Below are 19804 nucleotides of genomic sequence, written 5' to 3'. Positions count from 1 at the left end.
ATGAACGGACACTATCTGTTCGGGGTGTGTTCCGCAACCTCTTAATCGAGAACCAGGAATTTCACGGGTTGCTATAGCGGGAGCTTAAGGATGACGCAGGGGGAACCGGCCGAGGCGGCCGGCGCGAAAGACGGGCGCACGATCAGCGCTTCCGCCGTCGCCAGCCGCGCCAGCAGCGACGAATCCTGACTGTCGACCGGAGTGGCGACCTGCCGGCCGGTTTCGTCGTGCGACAGCGTGGCGCGCAGATAGTCCTCGCGCTGATCGTTGGCGGAAAGGTCCGCGCCGAGCAGCGCCGGCTCGCGGACGTGCCGCGGCTGGCTCATGCCGCACAGCGCCCGGATCAGCGGCACCATGAACAGTACCGCGCAGACATAGGACGACACCGGATTGCCGGGCAGGCCGATCACCCGCATCGGGCCGAGATGGCCGTGCATCATCGGCTTGCCCGGGCGCATCGCGATCTTCCAGAACGCGATCGCGGTACCCTCGGCTTCCAGCGCACCCTTGACCAGATCGTGGTCGCCGGCCGAGGCGCCGCCCGTGGTGACGAGCAGATCGACGCCGAGATCGCGCGCCTGCCGGATCGCTGCCTGTGTCGCCTCCAGCGTGTCGGCGGCGATGCCGAGGTCGATCACGTCGGCGCCCTCGGCGCGCGCCAGGGCGCGCAGCGCGTAGCCGTTGGAATAGACGATCTGGCCGGGGGCGGGCGTCGTGCCCGGCATCACCAGCTCGTCGCCGGTGGCGAGCATCGCCAGCCGCGGTCGGCGGTGCACCGGCAGGGCTGCGTGGTTCATGCCGGCAGCGAGCGCGAGGTCGCGGTCGCTCAGCCGGTGACCTTGGCGCAGCAGCACCTGGCCTTCCTTGAAATCGATGCCTGTGGGGCGGATGTGGCGGCCGGGTCTGACGGCTTCGTTGACGGTGACCCGGTCACCGTCACGCGCGGTGTCTTCCTGGATCACCACCGCGTCCGAACCATCCGGCACCACGCCGCCGGTGAAGATCCGCAGCGCTTCGCCAGGACCGATGCCGATCGTGGCGGGCCGGCCGGCGGCGATCTCGCCGATCACCTGGAGCGTCGCCGGCGTCGCGGCGACGTCGGCGGCACGCACGGCGTAGCCGTCCATCGCCGACATCGCCTGCGGCGGCTGGGTCCGCAGCGCGGCGAGGTCGCGCGCCAGTACGCGGCGGTAGGCGTCTTCGAGCGCGACCAGCTCGGTGTCGAGCCCGTGCGCACCAGCCAGCACCGCGGCCAGCGCGTCGTCGACCGGCATCAAGGCCATCGGGCTGCTCCCTCGCAGGCGAATTGAAATCGAACCGTCACGGTCCGGCTTTAGGTGGCGCGCGGCGTCCGCGCAAGATCCGCTCGGGCGTCGGTGGCGAGCGCGGCGTCCCGCCGCGTCGGCCTAAATCATTATTGTCGAACCGTCGCCTTCGCCTGTACGACCGGTTCCAGGCATCGAGCGGATGTGGAGCGCGCAGATGGAAGATTTCCCGAAATGGTTCCTGCGGATCATGGTCGTGGTCGGCATCATCGCGTTCGGCTCGGTGTATTGGATGCGCCACGACTGGAGCAAAGGCTGGGCGCCGTCGTTCAACGCCGGCGACTACGGTCCGCCGCCTGCATCCGCACCTGAACCTGCAGCGCCTGCTGCAACGGCCCCGGCCGTTGCGCCGGCTGCGGCTCCGAGCGAAGCCGCGCGGCCCACGGCGGCGCCGAGCGCACAGGCGGGCCGTGCTTCGACGCCGTGCCAGCCGATCGGCCGTACCGCCAAGGGCGAGCTGGTGTATTCGATGGATTGCCGGGCGCTGCCGGCGCAGTAACGGATGCTTGCAGCGTTCTTGCGCGCTGTAGCGGTCTGAAGCGCTAATCGATGATCTCAGCGCCCTCTGCGCTGAGGCGCGCGAGACCGTCCTTCATCTGCTGCACGCGCTCGGGCGAGTGGCCCTGCCACTTGGTCAGTTCGGCGACGATGCGCAGCGGATGCTTCGAGCGATAGGACAGCGTCGGGTTGCCGGGAAACTTCTTGTCGGTGAGGTTGGGATCGTCCTCGAACGGGCCGGTCGGCTCGACCACATAAATCCGCTGCGGCGCATCGCCGGCCGCCAGCTCGGCGCCCCAGATCGCGGCATCCAGCGTGCCGGAGAAATACACCCAGGATAGCGGTGCGGCGGTGGTGAAATTGGACTGGTAGCCGACCACGATCAGCTCGCCGGGACTGAGATCTGCTCGCGTCCCGTGGAAGAACTGACGCACGAACATGCTGGCCGCTGCGGACATGAGGAATGCGCTCCGGTGGCACTGAGCCGATGGGGCAACGACGTTGGCCCCTGTCGGGTTCATCAGGCTTGGGGCTGATACCGCGTGCGTCGCGGTTTCCTTCGCCCCAGCTTGAGACGCAGTGAAACCGAGCAGGAGAGGCCGGTACTAAGCCGTTGCCGGTGCTTCGCCGCCGTCGTCGGACTTGATCATCACCGGCAGGTAGACGCTGGCGAATTCCGGTGGCAGGCGCCGGGGGCGGCCGCTGCTCAGTTCGATGCACACCAACTGCCAGCGTCCGCGCATGATGGTGGCGCCGTCGCGCAGGCGGATCAGCTGGAAGCGCCGTTCCATCACCAACTTGCCGTCGCTGCCATAGATCCAGGTTCCGAGCAGCAGCTCGTCGCCCAAGTGACTCGGCAGCAGGTAGTCGTATTCGCCGCGGCGGATCGCCATCGCCCGATCGATCCGCTGCCAGTCGGTGAGCGACAGGCCGAGCGCTTCGGAATGCGCCCAGCCGACGCTGTCGCACCAACGGACGTACACTGAATTGTTGGTGTGATTGAGACCGTCGATGTCGGCGGGCGCGGGCGTCATCGGCAGCGTGAACGGCGCGGGATGATCCCAGGCAAGATCGGCGGCAGCGTTGGTCATCATCACGTCTCGTCGGTCGTTGGTTTCGCGCGCTTACAGCCCAAGCTGATCGAGCGTGCGGGCGACGTCGTCGCTGGAATGCACCTGGACTGCGTGCAGCCCACGCTCACGCGCCGCCTCGACGTTTTCCGCCAGATCGTCGAAGAACACAATGCGCTGCGGCGCGATGCCGATCGCCTTGACGACGAAATCATAGGTCTCGCCGTTCGGCTTGCGCATTCCGATCCGCGACGACAGAAACAATTCGCGGAAGTGCACCAACAGTTCGGCGTAGTGCTCCGAGAAATGCGCGATGTGCGAGTCGTTGGTGTTAGACAGCGCGTATAGCGGTAGCTGCTTGGCGGCGCGGTTGAGCAGCGGCGCGATGCCGGGCATCTCGCCGATGAAGATCGCATTCCAGCCTTCGCGCAGCTGCGCGTCGGTCAGCGTCAGTCCGAGCGCGGTCCTTACCGCGGCGAAGAACTCGGCGTCGGTGACGTGGCCGGTCTCGTAGCGGTGGAATGTGTCGTTCTGCGCGAGCTTCGCCATCAGCGTGTGCGGATCGCTGCCGAGCTCGACGGCCCAGGCCTTCAACGTGCGGCGCAGATCGTAGTCGATCACCACGCGGCCGAGATCGAACAGCAGCGCATCGGCGGCGCCGGGGGCGAGGGCGGTGGTCATGTTGAAGCCTTGTCGGTGAGGAGCGTTGATGTGCAGATTGGTGAGACAGGCGCATTTTGGTTAAAGAATGTTATAGGCTTACGAAACCGTTTGGTAATCCGCAGCCGCTACAAGAAATGCCGCTGCGAAGCGCATCTTGCTGCAATCACCTTGCACCGCATGCGGGGTCGCGGCGCCGGGTTTTGACCAGCGGCGATCCGCTCATGCGCTTCGAATTTCCCATCTTGTTGCCGTCGTCGACCGCATCGGATCCAGTCCGATGAAGGGTGGTGGTGGGCGCCTGTCCTCGGGCAACAACAAGAAGAAGGCCGAGGAAGCTCACGCGACGCATGGCTGGTTCGTCACGTTCGCCGACCTGATGGGGCTTCTGGTCAGCTTCTTCGTCATGCTGGTGTCGTTCTCGACGCAGGACTTGCGCAAGATGCAGATCGTCGCCGGCTCGATGCGCGACGCGTTCGGCGTGCAGCAGAACTCGCGGTTCGCCGGCGTGATCGAGACCGACGGCGTGCCGGTGCAGGGCAAGGTCAAGAGCAAGATGAACGTGGCGCCGGAGCAGGCCAGCAACACGCCGCATCTGGAAGAATCCGGCGGTTCCGGCAGTGCGGCTTCCCACGCCAAGGCCGAGCGCGAATTCGCGCTGGCGTCGGCCTCGCTGCGCCAGGCGCTGCAGGACGTGCCGGAGCTGGCCGAGATGTCCAAGAACGTGGTGTTCGAGGAAACGCCGGTCGGGCTCAATCTCGAACTCACCGATCAGGACGGTCGCCCGATGTTTCCGGACGGCTCGGCGGTGCCTTACGAACGCACCCGCAAGCTGGTCGCCCGGCTCGCCGCCCCGCTGCGCGCCACCTCGCTGCGCGTGATCATCGTCGGCCACACTGCGGCGACCGTGGTGCAAGCCGGCGACGACGATCCGCTCAGCCTCTCGGTCAACCGCGCCAACGCAGTGCGCGAGGTCCTGAAGCAGGAAGGCCTGCCCTCCAGCCAGGTACTGTCGCTGGTCGGCAAGGGCGATGGCGAACCGCTGTTTCCGGACGCGCCGGCGCTCGCGGCCAACCGCCGTGTCACCATTACCTTGATGCGCGAGAACCCGCCGCTGCCGCCGGATCTGCAACGCTGACAATGGCTTCGGCCATAAACCTCGATTGATCGTTCGGGCCTAGAAGCACAGCCCGACGCGGCGGCCCTGCTTCCACACCATCCGGCATTTCTTCTTGGTCGCGCCATGCAGCAGCTCGAACCGCTGCGGCAGACTCGCATCGGCGTTGAGCTCGATGCAGGCGCCGCCGGCCGAGTAGTCGACGACGCGGCAGGGGATCACCGGCAGCTTCGGGCCGACGATCAGATTGGCATTCCCAGAGACGAGCCCGCTCGGGCGGACGCGCGCAAACCGTCGCGGCTGAGTCATAGAGGTGGCTCCCGGGCTGGTTGGATAAGGGATCGGCCCGATTGCAACCGAGACTTGTTAAATTCGAGTTGTTGTCGACTGATAACAGTCGCTACTTGCTTGCAACTAAGCCGAGCCCCGGACGGTTTCGCGGCCGGGGCACGGCGAGGGATGATTAACGGCGCGTTATTAGTTCGTCTTCTGGATCTCGATGCGTTTCGCCGTCGAGGGTGACGGTTCCGCCTTCGGCAGCGTGACCGTCAGGACGCCGTTCTTGAAGCTGGCACTGACCTGATCGGCCGCGACCGCGACATCCAGCGGAATCCGGCGTTCGAACTTGCCGTAGAAGTGCTCGCTGAACTGCTTGTCCTTGGCTTCGGTCGACGACGTCTTCTCGCCACGGATCGTCAGTGTACCGTCGTCGAGCAGGACCTCGATGTCCTTCTCTTCGAGGCCCGGCACTTCGGCGGCGATTTTCAGTTCCTTGTCGCCATCGGTGATTTCGAGCTTCGGCCAGCCGGTGCTGAACGGCGCCAGAGTGCCGGCACGGGCCGGCAGATCGAAGCCGCGAAATACGTCGTCGAACAGCCGATTCATCTCGCGGTGCAGCGACAGGAACGGGTCGCCTTCGAACGAGCGGGTTGCGGGGTGATTGGTCCGGCCCCAGGGGATGATGTCGCGCATGTTCATGGATGCCTCCTCGTACTCAGTCTTGAATGTCCTCGATACTGTTAGTTGTGATCTGGAAGTCGCCCGCGTGGTGCGGGTGCGCTTTCGATTTGGGCGCGGTTGCGCCGCCGTCAAGGGGCAGGGTGGTAGTCCTGTGGAGGGGGGCGAAGTTTTTTCGCGCGGCGTCTTGAAAACGAGAACGCCGTGTCCAAGTCATCGGCCGTCCCGGTTTGGAAGGAGGAATTCGGGAGGACCACGATGCGATCTACCAACTTCGAACGTACCTATTCGCCTGGCGCTCCGAGCGTCACGGCCTTGAGACCGTCCGCGACGGTCTATGATCATCCCGACCAGGTACTGCGCGATGACGCGCTGTCCACTGCGGACAAGCGGGCCATCCTGTCCTCATGGGCGTCCGACGCCAATGCCGTCGAGCAGCAGCCGTGGTTGCGTCTCGCGCCAGGCCACCGCAATCCGGTGCCGCTGCGCGCGATCCTCGACGCGCTGCAACGGCTCGATGACGACGATCCGCCGCCGAAAGGCGGGGCCTCGATCCGGCTGAGCGGCGACCGCGCCGCTCAGCATGATCTGTCCGAAGATGACCGGCCATCACGGAGGAGGCATTATGGTCTGGCGCCACGTATCAACCAGTTTCGACCCGTCCCGCTGCCCGGAGTGCGGCGCGACCATGCGGCTCGTGCGCGTCGAGCCACGGCCGGTCGGACGCAGGGTTGAGTTCGAGCGCCACATCTATCGCTGCGAAGACTGCGCCAACACCAGCCGGTTCGTGATCGACCGGCAGGCCGCGGACTACGCGTTCACGTAACGACGCCGGGCGCGTCCCGCGATGCGGCGGCCGGTGCTATCCCGGTTGCCGCATCATCTTCCGCCACAGCGGCTTGACCAGCTCCAGTACGATCAGCACCACCAGCGCCGCGGCCGCGGTGAGGCCGAGATCGTCCGGATGCAGCGGGCCGAAGCGGAACAGATCGCGCAGCCAGGGCCACGCCAAGCTGGCGATCAGCACCACCGCGACGATACCGAGCATCCCCGCCAGCATGGCGTTGGGCCGCCGCAGCGCCGTCAGCAGCGAGGCGCTGAACGAGCGGTTGACGAAGATCAGTCCGACGAAACTCAGCACCAGCGCAAAGAACGTCAGCGCGCGCAGCTCGGTATCCGGCATCGCGCGCATCTGGCCAATCACGAACACGCCGGCGACCAGCAGGAACACCAAGAGCCCTTGCAACATGCCCCACACGATCAGCGCCCGGCTGAACAGTGGCTGTTCGGGATCGCGGGGCGGGCGGCGCATCGCGTCGTCCTCGGCGGTCTCGGCTTCGAATACGATCGAGCACACCGGATCGATGATCATCTCCAGGAACGCGATGTGGATCGGCCCGAGCAGGATCGGGAGGCCGAACAGCAGCGGCAGCAGCGCCAGCCCGGCGATCGGCACGTGGACCGCGAAGATGAAGCCCATCGCCTTGACCAGATTGTCGTAGATCCGCCGGCCGAGCCGGACCGCTTTGACGATCGAGGCGAAGTCGTCGTCGAGCAGCACGATCGCGGAAGCCTCGCGCGCCACGTCGGTGCCGCGTCCCCCCATCGCGATGCCGATATGCGCCGCCTTCAGCGACGGTGCGTCGTTGACGCCGTCGCCGGTCATCGCCACGACTTCGCCGTCGGCCTTGAGCGCCTGTACGATCCGTAGCTTCTGCTCTGGCATGATCCGCGCAAACACTGTGGCGCGGCGCAACCGCTCGGCGAGCGCGGCGTCATCAAGTGCGGCGATCTCCTCGCCGGTGACGCATGTTTCCCCGTCGATCCCCGCTTGACGGGCGATCGCCTGCGCGGTCGCAGGATAGTCCCCGGTGATCATCACCACACGGATGCCAGCGGCGCGGCAATCGGCGACCGCGGCGGGAACCGCGGCGCGCAACGGATCGGCAAGGCCGACCAGCCCAAGAAACTCGAAGTGGAAGCCGAGCTGGGTTGCCGGCCAATCCTGATCGGGATGCGAGGCGCGGGCGACTCCGAGTACGCGCAGTCCCTCGGTCGCCATCGCATCGACAGTGCCCGACAGCGCGCCCAACGCGGCATCGTCGAGCTCGCACATCCGTGCGATCGCTTCTGGCGCGCCTTTGGCCGCGACGACGTAGTCTGAACGATCATCGGTGTCGCGCCATACCTGGGTCATGGCGAGAAGATCACGGCGCAGCCCATAGCTGTGCACCAGGGTGCGGTCGCCGCTACCTCCGGGCAGATGATCGCCGGCCAAACGGTGCAGCGCCTGATCCATCGGATCGAACGGATCCGGCGCAGCTGCGAGCAGGCCGGTCTCGAGCAGGGTCGCAAATCCAACCGGCAGCGCGCCGCCCTCGCGCGGCCGGAACATCTCGCCGGAGGTCAGACGCAGTTCGGCGACCGACATCCGGTTCTCGGTCAGCGTGCCGGTCTTGTCGGTGCACAGCACGGTCGCGGAGCCGAGTGCCTCGATCGCGGCGGCGCGCCGCGTCAGTACCCGGGCCTGCGAGATCCGCCAGGCGCCCATCGCCATGAACACCGTCAGCACCACCGGAAATTCCTCCGGCAGCATCGACATGCCGACGGTGATGCCGGCCAGTACGGCGTCGAGCCAGCCGTCGCGCAGCGTGCCGTAGAGCACGACGACCAGCGCCGTGAAGCCGGCGGCGATCAAGCCGAAGGTCCGCACCACCGCGCGGGTTTGGATTTGCAGACGCGGCGCTTCGGTTTGCAACGAGCCGAGCGCCTGGCCGATCTTGCCGATCTCGCTGCGGGGGCCGGTGGCGACGACCTCGGCGAGGCCGCCGCCGCGTACCACCAGCGAGCCGGAGTACACCGCCGGCTGATCGTCGCCGCCGGGCCGGCGCAGTGTGGTGGCGTCGGCTTCGCCGCGAGAGAGCTTGCGCACCGGCACCGACTCGCCGGTGAGCAGCGACTCGTCGACCAAGAGATCGTCGGCCTGCAGCAACACCGCGTCAGCGGCGACGCGGTCACCCTCCGACAACACCATGACATCGCCGCGCGCCACTTCGCGCCCCGCAATGCGTTTGCGGATGCCGTCGCGGATCACCAGGGCACGCGGGCTGGTGAGATCGCGCAGCGTCTCCAGCACACGTTCGGTGCGTGCTTCCTGCACCACCGTGATCACCACCGACAGCGTGGCGAAGATCAGCAGGATGATCGCTTCCTTCAGATCGCCGAGCGCCATGTAGACCACGCCGCCGCCGAGCAGCAGCGCCAGCATCGGCTCGCGCACCACCTCCAGCACGATGCCGAGCAGCGTGCGGCGATCAGGGCTTGGCAGCTCGTTGTAGCCCTCGCTGGCGAGCCGGGCGGCGGCCTCGCGCTCGCTGAGGCCGGAGATGGTGTCGGAGGCAGAGGCGAGCTCGGCGGACATTGGGGGGCCTGACGTTCGAGGGCTCCCCGATGCTAGCTCATTTTCGGCTCGCGCTCGCGACGTAGTCGCCCGATTTGCCGCCGGTCTTGGCGATCAGGTGGATGCCTTCGATCCGGACGCCGCGCTCAGCAGCCTTGATCATGTCGTAGATCGTCAGGCAGGCGACTGAAACTGCGGTTAGCGCTTCCATCTCCACGCCGGTCGGGCCGGTGACCTTGACGGTGGCGCGGACGATGCAGCCGGGCAGCTTGGCGTCCGGCGTGATGTCGAGCGTGACCTTCGACAACGCCAGCGGATGGCACAGCGGGATCAGATCGGCGGTGCGCTTCGCCGCCATGATCCCGGCGACGCGCGCAGTGCCGAGCACGTCGCCTTTCTTGGCGTCGCCGCTGAGGATCAGCTCCAGCGTCGCCTTCTTCATCACCACGCGGCCTTCGGCGACCGCGACGCGTTCGGTGGCCGGTTTTTCCGACACGTCCACCATCCGCGCTTCGCCGCTGGCGCCGATATGGGTGAGGGCGGGGGTGGTTGCGGCGCGCGTGGTGGACTTTTTAGCCACGGGAAGGCCTCGCAATGAGGAGGAGAGAGCGATCGCAGCACGCGTTCACCCTCCCCTGGAGGGGGAGGGTCGGACGGCGCAGCCGTCCGGGGTGGGGTGAGGCCGCGCGTGACGCCTTTGCGGCGCGGCTCGTCGTGATCGAGAGGCTGTCACCCCACCCCGTCACGGGCCGCGCGATGCGCGCCCCGTGCCGACCCTCCCCCTCAAGGGGAGGGTGAAGGCCGAGGCGTGGCGCAGGGATTGTCACTAATTAGTCCCGGTCTGCTGCGGCGTCGTTTGACGCGTCAGTAGCGCGCGGGTGGCGGCGGTGACGTCTTGCTGCCGCATCAGGCTTTCGCCGACCAGGAAGGTCGACATGCCGACGCGGGCGAGGCGGGCGAGATCGGCGGGCGTGAAGATGCCGCTCTCGCCGACCATCAGGCGGTCGTTCGGGATCAGCGGCGCCAGCGCCTCGCTGGTTGCCAGCGTCACCTCGAAGGTACGCAGATTACGATTGTTGACGCCGACCATCGGCGACCTCAGCTTCAGCGCACGCTCGAGTTCGGGGGCATCGTGCACTTCGAGCAGCACGTCCATGCCGAGGTCGAACGCGGCGTCCTCGATGTCCTTGGCTTCGGCGTCATCGAGCGCCGCCATGATGATCAGGATGCAGTCGGCGCCGTGAGCGCGCGCTTCGACCACCTGATAGGTATCGTACATGAAATCCTTGCGCAGCGCCGGCAGCGACACCGCCGCGCGCGCGGCGACGAGATAATCGAGGCTGCCCTGGAACGACGGCGTATCGGTCAACACCGACAGGCACGCCGCGCCGCCGGCCTCATAGGCGCGAGCCAGCGCTGGCGGATCGAAGTCGGCGCGGATCAGGCCCTTCGACGGCGAGGCCTTCTTGATCTCGGCAATCAGCCCGTAGTCGCCGGCCGCGTGCTTGGCGCGCAGCGCCTTAACGAAGCCGCGCGGCGGCGATGCTTCACGGGCGATCGCCTCGATCGCCGCAAGCGGGCGCGCGCGCTTGGCGGCCGCGATCTCCTCGCGCTTGTAGGCTTCGATCTTGGTCAGGATGTCGGACACGATGGCTCGTCCAGTTCGAGTGAAGCTGCGTTTGTACTCCGTCATGGCCGAGCTTGTCCCGGCCATCCACGTCTCCAGCGCGTCGCCTGGCCCAAGACGTGGATGGCCGGGACGAGGCCGGGCATGACGACTAGGCCGCCGCAGACACCGCGATCAGCTTCTTCAGTCGCGCTTCGGCGGCGCCGCTGTCGATCGACTGGGTGCCGAGCGCGACGCCTTCCTTCAGGTCGCGGGCCTTACCGGCGACGACCAGCGTCGCGGCAGCGTTGAGCAGGGCGACGTCACGATACGGCCCCGGCATGCCTTCCAGCACCGCGCGCAGTGCCACCGCATTGGCCTGGGCGTCGCCGCCCTTCAGCGCGTCGGCAGGCGCGCGGGGCAGGCCGGCGTCCTCGGGGCTGATCTCGAAGCTGGTGATCTCGCCGTTCTTCAGCTCGGCGACCGCGGTGGTGCCGGACAGCGTGATTTCGTCGAGGCCGTCGGAACCGTGCACCACCCAGACCGCTTCGGAGCCGAGGTTCTTCAGCACCTGCGCGAGCGGCTGCACCCATTGCCGCGAGAACACGCCGATCATCTGGCGCTTGACGCCGGCCGGGTTGGACAGCGGTCCGAGCAGATTGAAGATTGTGCGGGTCGCAAGTTCGACCCGGGTCGGGCCGACGTTCTTCATCGCCGGATGATGCGTCGGCGCGAACATGAAGCCGATGCCGGCTTCGTTGACGCAGCGGCCGACCTGCTCGGGCGTGATGTCGATCTTGACGCCGAGCGCGGCGAGCACGTCGGCGGCGCCGGATTTCGACGACAGCGCGCGGTTGCCGTGCTTGGCGACGGTGACGCCGCAGCCGGCGACCACGAACGACGCGCAGGTCGACACGTTGACCGAGCCGGAGCCGTCACCGCCGGTGCCGACGATGTCGACCGCGTCCGCTGGCGCGGTGACGGGCAGCATCTTGGCGCGCATCGTCGTCACCGCGCCGGTGATCTCGTCGACGGTTTCGCCGCGGACCCGGAGGCCCATCAGCAGTGCGCCCATCTGCGACGGCGTCGCGTCGCCGGACATCATTGCGTCGAAAGCGTCGGTGGCTTCGTCGCGCGTCAGCGTCGCGCCGGTCGCGACCTTTGCGATAATCGATTTGAAATCAACCATTGTCCCCTTCGGCAACTGAACCGCGGCATCGCGCCATCAGTTCGCCGCCGCCCCCGTTGCCTGCGCCACCGCTTCCTGATTGACCTTGGTGCCGATGTCCTTCTCCAGCCAGGCGATGTACTCGCCGACCTGTTCGTCGCGCAGTCGCTGCACCAGATTGTCCTTCAACTGCTGCATCTGCGGCGCGTTGAGATCGGCAGTCGGCACAGTGTCGCCGGTGACGCGGAACACGTACCACTCGGTGGCGCTGCTGCCCTGAACCTGGCCGGCGCCGTCCTTGGCGGTGCGGAACACCGCGTCGACCACCGTGTTCGGCAAGCCGGCGTCGGCGCCTTCGCGCTTGATGCCGGAGGCCGTCTGCACGGTGACGCCGGTCGGTGCGACGTCCGCGAGCTTGGCGCCGCCCTGCAGCTTCTGCACCAGCTCGGCGGCGAGCTTGCGCAGCTTCTCGGTGACCTGCTCGGCGCGCCAGCCGGCCTCGACCTTGTCCTTGACCTCGTCGAGCGGCCGCTCATGCGACGGCGTGATGCCGAGGATGTCGTACCAGACGTAGCCGTTCTGGAAGCTGATCGCGTCGTTGTCGACGCCTGGCTCGCTGTTGAAGGCGGCGTTCGCGAGTTCGAGCCCCTGCGGGATCGCCGCCACCGGCGCGCCGTCCGGCCCGCGGCCGGCACGGTCGATCGCGTCGACCGTCACGGCGGTGAGGCCGAGCTGCTTGGCCGCATCGACCACGCTGGCGCCGCCGCCGCGGGCGTCTTCCATCTTGTCGTGCAGCTCCTGCACCTGCTTGCGGGCGCGCTCCTGGGCGAGGTCGCGCTTCAGGCTGGCCGCCACGCTGGCGTAGTCCGGCTGCTTGCCGGGCTCGATCTTGGTGACTTCGAGCAGCACGGTGCCGAACTGTCCCTGCACCGGCTGGCTGACTTCGTTCAGCGGCAGCGCGAACGCGGCTGCGGCGACCTTCTGATCGAGCATCTCGGACTGGCTGACCAGGCCGAGGTCGAGATCGCCCGGCTTGACGCCGCGCTCCTTGGCGAGGTCGGCGAAGCTGGTGCCGCTGGCGATCTTGGCGCGGGCCGCTTGAGCCTCTTCGACGCTGGGGAAGACGATCTGCAGGATCTGGCGCTTCTCAGGCGTCGACAGCTTGTCCTTGCGCTGCTCGAACAGCTTCTGCGCGTCGGCGTCGGACACCTCGGCCCACTTCGCGATCGATTCCGGCGTCACCACCAGGAACGAGATCTTGCGGTACTCCGGCGCGCGGAACTGCGCCTTGTGCGAGTCGTAGAACGTGGTGAGGTCGGCGGGCGAGGGCGCCGCGATGGTGCCGGCCTGCGCGTCGGTGAGCTTCAGGTAGTCGATCGCGCGCTCTTCGTTCTGAAACTGGCTCAGCGCCTGCATCAGCGTCTTCGGCGGCTCGAGGCCGGCGGTGAGGCTGCCGGCGATCTGGCGGCGGAGTGCGACACGGCGCTGCTCGGCCAGGTAGCGCTGCTCGGTGAAGCCGAACTGGCGGATCAACTGCTGGAAGCGATTGGCGTCGAACTGGCCGTTGGCGCCCTTGAAGTTCGGATCCTCCAGGATCGACTTCATGGTGTCGGCGTCGGACTGGCCGAGCCCGAGCCGGCGCGCGTCCTCGTCGAGCGCTGCTTCGGCGATCGTCTGCTGCAGCACCTGGCGATCGATCCCGATCGCGCGCGCCTGATCCGGCGTCAGCGGCCGGCCGAACTGGCGGCCGATCTGCTGCAGACGGTCGTTATAGGTCTGGCGGAATTGCTCGGTGGAGATTTCGGTGCTGCCGATCTTGGCGAGCGTAGACCGGCCGAAGCCGCGGAATACGTCGGCAATACCCCAGACTCCGAAGCTGACGATCAGGACGCCCATCACGATCGTCATGATGGTCTTGCCAATCCAGTTGGATGAGGCTTTGCGCATTCCTCGGAGCATGGAGTCACTTTTTGTCAGGAGGGAACCGGCCGCGCTGGGTCAGCGCGGGGGGCAAACTAGCGTCGCCGGCTTGAAAATCCATCATAAAGTGCCGCCTGTGGCGTCGCAACCGCAGCCGATGTCACGCTTGCTGCAGATGCCATCCCGTTGCAGCGGCCGATGCTGCCGATCGCCGCAGCGCCAGCGTTCACGTCTCCTTGAGTCTCGCAATCGGCTCTGCTAGCGGAACGCTTCAACCCTTTATTGCGAGAGTGCTCATGCCGGTCCCCGCCGTTCGTCCTCTGATTGCTGGAAACTGGAAGATGAACGGCCTGAAGGATTCGGTGGCCGAGCTCGATGCGATGCTGAAAGGCGCCGCGGACCTGCCGCAGGGCATCGATCTGTTGGTCTGCCCGCCGGCGACGCTGGTGGCGAGCTTCGCGGCGCGAGTCGCGGAAGCCCAGGCCGGCAAGGCACTGCCGTTCTCGATCGGCGGCCAGGATTGCCACGCCAATGCCTCTGGCGCCCACACCGGCGATATCGCCGCCGAGATGCTGGCCGATGCCGGTGCTGCGGCGATCATCGTCGGCCATTCCGAACGCCGCGCCGACCATGCCGAAAACGACGCGATCGTCCGCGCCAAGGCGCAGGCGGTGTGGCGCGCCGGGCTGGTGGCGATCGTCTGCGTCGGCGAGACACAGGGCGAGCGCGACGCCGGCCACACCCTCGATGTGGTCGCTGGCATGCTGGCCGGCTCGCTGCCGGACGGCGCGACCGCGGCGAATCTGGTGGTGGCCTACGAGCCGGTCTGGGCGATCGGCACCGGACGCACCCCGACCGCGGCCGATGTCGAGGAAGTTCATGGCTTTATCCGCAAGACTTTGAGCGATCGGTTCGGTGCGGCGGGCGAGACGATGCGAATCCTTTACGGCGGCTCGGTGAAGCCCTCGAACGCACGCGAATTGCTGGCGGTGCCGCACGTCAATGGCGCGCTGATCGGCGGCGCCAGCCTCAAGGCGTCCGATTTCCTTGCGATTGCGGCGGGCTGCCCCTAACTAAACCGCATCAAGCGGTATTCCTGCGGCGTTTCCGGCGCGGCGCGGGGGGTGACAAATCCCCGCGCGATCGTGTAGACACCGCGCGACTTCATTTATCCCGCAAGCCTGTCGAGCAGCCGCCCGCCGGCGCCTATCGGCCATTCGGCGGCGTTGGCTTGCGATGGAAGGGTACGATGCAGACTGTCATTATCGTCATTCACCTGATGTTCGTGCTGGGCCTGATCGGCGTGGTGCTTCTGCAGAAGTCCGAAGGCGGTGGCCTTGGCGTCGGCGGTGGTGGCGGTTTCATGTCGAGCCGCGGTACCGCCAACCTGCTGACCCGCACCACCGCGATTCTCGCGGCCGGGTTCTTCGCCACCAGCCTGCTGCTCACCTGGCTGGCGAGCTACGACCGTAAGCCGGCGACGATCCTGCCCACCGCAGCGCCGGTTCAGCAGCAGGCACCGGGTCAGCCGGCGCCGCCGCTGTCTCAGGGCGGTGGTTTGCTCGACACACTGAAGCAGACCGATCAGCAGCAGAACCAGCAGCCGGCGGCACCGGCCGCGCCTGCGGCGCCGACCCCGCCGCAGTCGCAATAAGCATTGCCGATATGCGCTGACGGGACCTCACGCCTGGCCTGAGGTCCCTTTAGCAATCGTCTGAAATAGCTGAGTTTTCAGCGTCACCCACAGGCATTCGTCAAACTGCCCGAGGGTTGCGAATCGCTTTGGCGAATCGGACCGGCGGCATTAAAGGTAAAGTCCCATGGCGCGGTACATCTTCATCACCGGCGGCGTGGTCTCCTCGCTCGGCAAGGGTCTGGCATCGGCGGCACTTGGTGCGCTGCTGCAGGCGCGTGGCTACAAAGTCCGCCTTCGCAAGCTCGATCCCTATCTCAACCTCGATCCCGGAACGATGTCGCCGTATCAGCACGGCGAAGTGTTCGTGACCGACGACGGCGCCGAGACCGACCTCGATCTCGGCCACTACGAACGTTTCACCGGGCGGCCTGCGACCAAGCAGGACAACATCACCACCGGCCGGATCTATCAGGACATCCTGACCAAGGAACGCCGCGGCGACTATCTCGGCGCCACCATCCAGGTGGTCCCGCACGTCACCAACGCGATCAAGGAATTCATCGTCAGCGACAACGACGGCTACGACTTCGTGCTGGTCGAAATCGGCGGCACCGTCGGCGATATCGAGGGCCTGCCGTTCTTCGAGGCGATCCGCCAGATCAAGAACGATCTGCCGCGCGGCGACGTGATCTACATCCACCTGACGCTGCTGCCGTACATCCCGAGCGCGGGCGAACTGAAGACCAAGCCGACCCAGCACTCGGTCAAGGAGCTGCGCTCGATCGGCATCCAGCCCGACATCCTGCTGTGCCGCACCGACCGGCCGATCCCGAAGGAGGAGCGGCGCAAGCTCGGGCTGTTCTGCAACGTCCGCGAAAGCGCGGTGATCGAGGCGCGCGACGCCGACAGCATCTACGCGGTGCCGGAAGCGTATCACGCCGCCGGGCTCGACGACGAAGTGCTGGCGGCGTTTGCGATCGCCGCCAAGGAGCCGCCGCAGCTCGGGCGGTGGCACGAGATCAACGAACGTATCCGCAATCCCGAAGGTGCGGTGACGATCGCGATCGTCGGCAAGTACACCGGGATGAAGGACGCCTATAAGTCGCTGATCGAGGCGCTCAGCCACGGCGGCATCGCCAACAAGGTCCAGGTCAAGCTCGACTGGATCGAGAGCGAGGTGTTCGAGAACGAAGACCCGGCGCCGTTCCTTGAACACGTCAACGGCATCCTGGTGCCCGGCGGCTTCGGCCAGCGCGGCGCCGAGGGCAAGATCGAGGCGGCGCGTTTCGCCCGCGAGCGTAATGTGCCGTATTTCGGCATCTGCTTCGGCATGCAGATGGCGGTGATCGAAGCGGCGCGGAATCTCGCCGGCATCGAGCAGGCCAACTCCACCGAATTCGGCCCGACGCCCGAGCCGCTGGTCGGCCTGATGACCGAATGGGTCCGCGGCAACGAGCTTGAGAAGCGCAGCCAGGCCGGCGATCTCGGCGGTACGATGCGGCTCGGCGCCTATCCGGCGACGCTCAAGCGTGGCAGCCGGGTGTCGCAGGTCTATGGCGGTGTTACCGAGATCTCGGAGCGCCATCGCCACCGCTACGAGGTCAACACCGCCTATAAGGACCGGCTCGAACAGCACGGCCTGAAGTTCTCCGGCATGTCGCCGGACGGCGTGTTGCCGGAGATCGTCGAGTACGAGGATCACCCCTGGTTCATCGGCGTCCAGTTCCACCCCGAACTGAAGTCGCGCCCGTTCGACCCGCACCCGCTGTTCGCTTCTTTCGTCCAAGCGGCGCTGGTGCAGAGCCGGCTGGTGTGAGCCGGCCCCGCAATTAGTTCTCGAACTGTACGAGCGCCGCCCAGACCAACGAATTTGATCTTGCGGTGGATCGCCTCGATGCGGACTTTGCGCAGTGCCTAGGCGTAGTCGAGGTTATCGTCGGCGAGCATTTAATACATTCGCGCCATGAGATTGGTGCCTTTGTCGCTGACTTCCCTCGGCTTCAGTCGCCAAAGGCGGGCGCCGACGACCTGCCGCGGCGTTGCCGGGCGTGACATGCCGGACCGGGCAGGCTCGTTACTTGCAGTTCGCAGTGCTGTCGCCCGCGCGCGCCACCGGCTTGCCGTTGATGAACACCCCTGAGCCGCTGCCGATCACCACGCCGCCGCAGCCGGTGCGGCTGCCGCCGATCGCTGCCGGCTTGCCGTTGATGAAGACGTTCTTGGAGCCTTCCACGATCGCGCCGTCGCTGGTGGCGTCGCCGGCGCGGGCCGCCGGCTTGCCGCCGACGATCACGTCCTGACTGCCGCCGGTGACCACGCCGGGCGTCGCCCTCCTAGGCGATTCGGCACGCGTCGGCGCCACGCTCAGTATCAGCAGAACAATGACTGACGGGACTACGCCACAAGCCGGGCACAGCTGAGCATTTGCGGTGCGCCTGGATGGTGCGGCCATACCTGACTCCTTTGGCGGCGCGGCGATCTCTGTGAATGACCACGACTTGCGATGGACATTCTCCCTGCGGTGAATGATGTTTTCACCGCAACCGTAACGTGTCCGGCGACTTCTCTTCAGGGGAATGGAAATGACACCTTCGGTCAACCTCTACGCCTGGGCTGTCCCGGCTTGGTCGTCGGAATCCCCGGTCGATCACACCTGGGTCACCAGCTACGACAACCAGGTGCATCCCTACAGCACCATCGCCGACGTCGTCGTGGCGGGGCAGTCGTTCTGGTACTGCTGGGGATCGTTTCATCCGCAAGGCGGAACGCCGATCAACCCGACCGGCGCGCTCGGCCAGCAGTCCGGCAATCTCAAGTTGGCGCAGTGCCTGGTGCAGCCGAACGCCGACTCCAACACCACGCCGGCGGCGCGCGGCACGATTTACACCTATGGCGTCGACGGCGTGTGCCACCAATTGGCCAATCAGGTGTTGTACGCGACGGCGAACGGCAGCGTTCCGCCGCTGACGGTGAGCAAGGCGCGGGGCTATCCGCTGTCGAGTTTCATCTACGGCACCTACGGGCTGCAGCAGACTGCCTGGGCCGCCAAGGTCGCGTCGTGCAGCGGCGCACAACTGGTGGCGCGGCTCGCGCGGCCGGGTGGGCTGACGGTGGTGGCGGGCGGCGAGGGCATCGCAGTGGACGAATTCGAAAGACGCGCAACCGAAGTGCTGGCGACCGAGCCGGCCAAACTGGCCAGCCTGCTGCGGCTGCGCGGCGAGGTGCAGCGCTTTGCGGCGCAGCCCTGGCCCGGCACCGGCCAGCCCAGCGCCGAGGCGCTGAATGCACGCAATCAGCACCTGATCGACGAAGCGGCCAAGCTGCTCGGACCGGAGCATTTCAGAAAACTGTTCGGCACCGAACCCGGCGCCAAGGTCACGCTGGTCGATCCGCGGACCGCGGCCACCGCCGGCGAGCTTCCGCCGCCGAAGCCGCGCTGACGCCGCGCGGTTCGCGTAGAGCGTGTCGCGACGGCAACTAGCCGGTCTTCAGCTTCGCTGCCTTGCGCAGCGTCTCGTCGATCCGCGACTGCCAGCCGGGGCCGGTCGCCTTGTAGTGCGCCACCACGTCAGCGCTGAGGCGGATCGACACCGGCACTTTGGTCGGAGCCTTTTGCGGACCGCGACGGCCTGGAATCTTCGCGAGGAATTCCGACGTCAGGTCTTTCGCCATGATGTTCACGGCCGTCGCGTTGGCGAAATCCTCTGCGGTCCACTCCGGGTTGTCTTCATCGAAAACCGGCTCGCTGCGCTTACGGGGCATGGCGCCTCATTTCCTTGTCGCGCGCGCGGCGCAGGCTGATTGGACGATGCCGGTCGCGAAAGGTGACCATCAAGCAATAGGCGAGGCCATCGATTGACCATACGCGCGAAATCGATCCTCGCCTTCGTCGAAGCGCCCATCACGGACGATGGGCCGCACGCGCAGATCGACCCAACGCGCCAGCGAAATGCTGTGCTTGAAGAGGTTGATCGCATCCTTGCCGGGACAAAGTCCGACATTTTTGTATATACAATTTGCTAAGGCTATGCGCAACGCTGCTCCTTGCGCGGTGGGCAAGACAACCGCCGTCGCTTACCGCTATAAGCGCTGCAATGAAGTGGAGGGCGTCATGATCTACGAGTCGCGAGTCTATCGCTGCGTGCCGGGCAAGCTGCCGGCGATCCTCAAGCGGTTCGAGACCATCACGCTGAAGCTGTTCGAGAAGCACGGCATTCGGCAGGTCGGATTCTTCACCACGCTGGTCGGTGCCTCCAACCAGGAATTGACCTATCTGCTGGCCTGGGAGAGCCTTGCCGAGCGCGAGCAGAAATGGACCGCCTTCGCTACCGATCCGGAATGGCTCGCCGCGAAAGCCGAGACCGAGAAAGACGGCCAGATCGTCGACACCATCACCAATCAGCTACTGGTGCCGACCGCGTTCTCGGCGCTGAAGTAATCGAAGCAG

22 protein-coding genes are annotated in these 19804 nt (G+C 66.5%); 8 read left to right on the top strand and 14 right to left on the bottom strand.

Annotation, left to right across the window (positions count from 1 at the left end; genetic code table 11):
• Nucleotides 1-71: 71 nt before the first annotated feature.
• Entirely contained in the window at nt 72-1283 is a 1212-nt protein-coding gene (locus tag HZF03_RS14640) for a molybdopterin molybdotransferase MoeA (RefSeq protein ID WP_119020074.1), read from the bottom strand.
• A 199-nt stretch (nt 1284-1482) separates the two neighbouring features.
• On the opposite strand from HZF03_RS14640, the gene HZF03_RS14635 reads away from it, so the two are divergent.
• Entirely contained in the window at nt 1483-1824 is a 342-nt protein-coding gene (locus HZF03_RS14635; RefSeq protein WP_119020079.1) for a hypothetical protein, read from the top strand.
• A 43-nt stretch (nt 1825-1867) separates the two neighbouring features.
• Here the strand turns inward: HZF03_RS14635 and arr are convergent, their stop codons facing one another.
• From arr to HZF03_RS14620, 3 genes are all read right to left on the bottom strand, one after another.
• Entirely contained in the window at nt 1868-2281 is a 414-nt protein-coding gene (gene arr / locus HZF03_RS14630; RefSeq protein WP_104511694.1) for an NAD(+)--rifampin ADP-ribosyltransferase, read from the bottom strand.
• 147 nt (nt 2282-2428) lie between these two features.
• On the bottom strand, nt 2429-2914 hold the full coding sequence (locus HZF03_RS14625) for an acyl-CoA thioesterase (protein WP_179906174.1): 486 nt from the start codon (nt 2912-2914) through the stop codon (nt 2429-2431).
• 33 nt (nt 2915-2947) lie between these two features.
• Nucleotides 2948-3574 (bottom strand): HAD family hydrolase, encoded by a 627-nt coding sequence (locus HZF03_RS14620; RefSeq protein WP_104511696.1) that lies wholly within the window; start codon nt 3572-3574, stop codon nt 2948-2950.
• A gap of 259 nt (nt 3575-3833) precedes the next feature.
• Between HZF03_RS14620 and HZF03_RS14615 the strand changes: the two genes are divergently transcribed.
• Entirely contained in the window at nt 3834-4691 is an 858-nt protein-coding gene (locus HZF03_RS14615) for an OmpA/MotB family protein (RefSeq protein ID WP_012496342.1), read from the top strand.
• 39 nt (nt 4692-4730) lie between these two features.
• Here the strand turns inward: HZF03_RS14615 and HZF03_RS14610 are convergent, their stop codons facing one another.
• The gene (locus HZF03_RS14610) at nt 4731-4979 is read right to left on the bottom strand and encodes a PilZ domain-containing protein (RefSeq protein ID WP_011158445.1); all 249 of its coding nucleotides are present in this window, start codon (nt 4977-4979) and stop codon (nt 4731-4733) included.
• Between the two features lie 168 nt (nt 4980-5147).
• A complete protein-coding gene (locus HZF03_RS14605) occupies nt 5148-5648 on the bottom strand; it encodes an Hsp20/alpha crystallin family protein (protein ID WP_119020075.1) in 501 nt (166 codons plus the stop codon).
• A 237-nt stretch (nt 5649-5885) separates the two neighbouring features.
• Between HZF03_RS14605 and HZF03_RS14600 the strand changes: the two genes are divergently transcribed.
• Complete coding sequence (locus HZF03_RS14600; protein WP_119020076.1) at nt 5886-6362, top strand: hypothetical protein; 477 nt, start codon at nt 5886-5888, stop codon at nt 6360-6362.
• Nucleotides 6363-6489: 127 nt separating this feature from the next.
• On the opposite strand, the gene HZF03_RS14595 is transcribed toward HZF03_RS14600, so the two are convergent.
• The 5 genes from HZF03_RS14595 to HZF03_RS14575 form a co-directional block, all read right to left on the bottom strand.
• Nucleotides 6490-9048 (bottom strand): cation-translocating P-type ATPase, encoded by a 2559-nt coding sequence (locus HZF03_RS14595; protein ID WP_119020077.1) that lies wholly within the window; start codon nt 9046-9048, stop codon nt 6490-6492.
• A gap of 37 nt (nt 9049-9085) precedes the next feature.
• A complete protein-coding gene (gene moaC / locus HZF03_RS14590; protein ID WP_119020078.1) occupies nt 9086-9607 on the bottom strand; it encodes a cyclic pyranopterin monophosphate synthase MoaC in 522 nt (173 codons plus the stop codon).
• 246 nt (nt 9608-9853) lie between these two features.
• The gene (gene trpC / locus HZF03_RS14585) at nt 9854-10675 is read right to left on the bottom strand and encodes an indole-3-glycerol phosphate synthase TrpC (RefSeq protein ID WP_119017159.1); all 822 of its coding nucleotides are present in this window, start codon (nt 10673-10675) and stop codon (nt 9854-9856) included.
• 130 nt (nt 10676-10805) lie between these two features.
• Complete coding sequence (trpD, locus tag HZF03_RS14580; protein WP_011158439.1) at nt 10806-11822, bottom strand: anthranilate phosphoribosyltransferase; 1017 nt, start codon at nt 11820-11822, stop codon at nt 10806-10808.
• Nucleotides 11823-11858: 36 nt separating this feature from the next.
• Nucleotides 11859-13760: a peptidylprolyl isomerase gene (locus HZF03_RS14575; RefSeq protein WP_119017160.1), complete on the bottom strand. Its 1902-nt coding sequence runs from the start codon at nt 13758-13760 to the stop codon at nt 11859-11861.
• A 257-nt stretch (nt 13761-14017) separates the two neighbouring features.
• On the opposite strand from HZF03_RS14575, the gene tpiA reads away from it, so the two are divergent.
• From tpiA to HZF03_RS14560, 3 genes are all read left to right on the top strand, one after another.
• Nucleotides 14018-14794 (top strand): triose-phosphate isomerase, encoded by a 777-nt coding sequence (gene tpiA / locus HZF03_RS14570; protein WP_119017161.1) that lies wholly within the window; start codon nt 14018-14020, stop codon nt 14792-14794.
• Nucleotides 14795-14970: 176 nt separating this feature from the next.
• On the top strand, nt 14971-15375 hold the full coding sequence (gene secG / locus HZF03_RS14565; protein WP_012496332.1) for a preprotein translocase subunit SecG: 405 nt from the start codon (nt 14971-14973) through the stop codon (nt 15373-15375).
• 166 nt (nt 15376-15541) lie between these two features.
• A complete protein-coding gene (locus tag HZF03_RS14560; RefSeq protein WP_011158435.1) occupies nt 15542-17173 on the top strand; it encodes a CTP synthase in 1632 nt (543 codons plus the stop codon).
• Nucleotides 17174-17431: 258 nt separating this feature from the next.
• Here the strand turns inward: HZF03_RS14560 and HZF03_RS14555 are convergent, their stop codons facing one another.
• Nucleotides 17432-17809 carry a PAAR domain-containing protein gene (locus tag HZF03_RS14555; protein ID WP_119017162.1) on the bottom strand — a complete coding sequence of 126 codons (378 nt, stop codon included), beginning with the start codon at nt 17807-17809 and terminating at the stop codon, nt 17432-17434.
• 130 nt (nt 17810-17939) lie between these two features.
• Here HZF03_RS14555 and HZF03_RS14550 point away from each other — a divergent pair, with 130 nt between their 5' ends.
• Complete coding sequence (locus HZF03_RS14550; RefSeq protein ID WP_119017207.1) at nt 17940-18797, top strand: hypothetical protein; 858 nt, start codon at nt 17940-17942, stop codon at nt 18795-18797.
• Nucleotides 18798-18834: 37 nt separating this feature from the next.
• Here HZF03_RS14550 and HZF03_RS14545 read toward each other — a convergent pair whose 3' ends face one another.
• Together HZF03_RS14545 and HZF03_RS14540 are read right to left on the bottom strand one after the other, a co-directional pair.
• Nucleotides 18835-19119, bottom strand: coding sequence for a BrnA antitoxin family protein (locus HZF03_RS14545; protein ID WP_119017163.1), 285 nt, complete (start codon nt 19117-19119; stop codon nt 18835-18837).
• A gap of 69 nt (nt 19120-19188) precedes the next feature.
• Nucleotides 19189-19416, bottom strand: a complete 228-nt coding sequence (locus tag HZF03_RS14540; RefSeq protein WP_234832159.1) for a BrnT family toxin — start codon at nt 19414-19416, stop codon at nt 19189-19191.
• Between the two features lie 52 nt (nt 19417-19468).
• On the opposite strand from HZF03_RS14540, the gene HZF03_RS14535 reads away from it, so the two are divergent.
• Nucleotides 19469-19795 (top strand): NIPSNAP family protein, encoded by a 327-nt coding sequence (locus HZF03_RS14535; RefSeq protein ID WP_119017208.1) that lies wholly within the window; start codon nt 19469-19471, stop codon nt 19793-19795.
• Nucleotides 19796-19804: the final 9 nt, after the last annotated feature.

This window comes from Rhodopseudomonas palustris, from assembly GCF_013415845.1.
GTDB lineage: Bacteria > Pseudomonadota > Alphaproteobacteria > Rhizobiales > Xanthobacteraceae > Rhodopseudomonas > Rhodopseudomonas palustris_F.
This window is presented reverse-complemented; position numbering and strand designations above follow the sequence as displayed.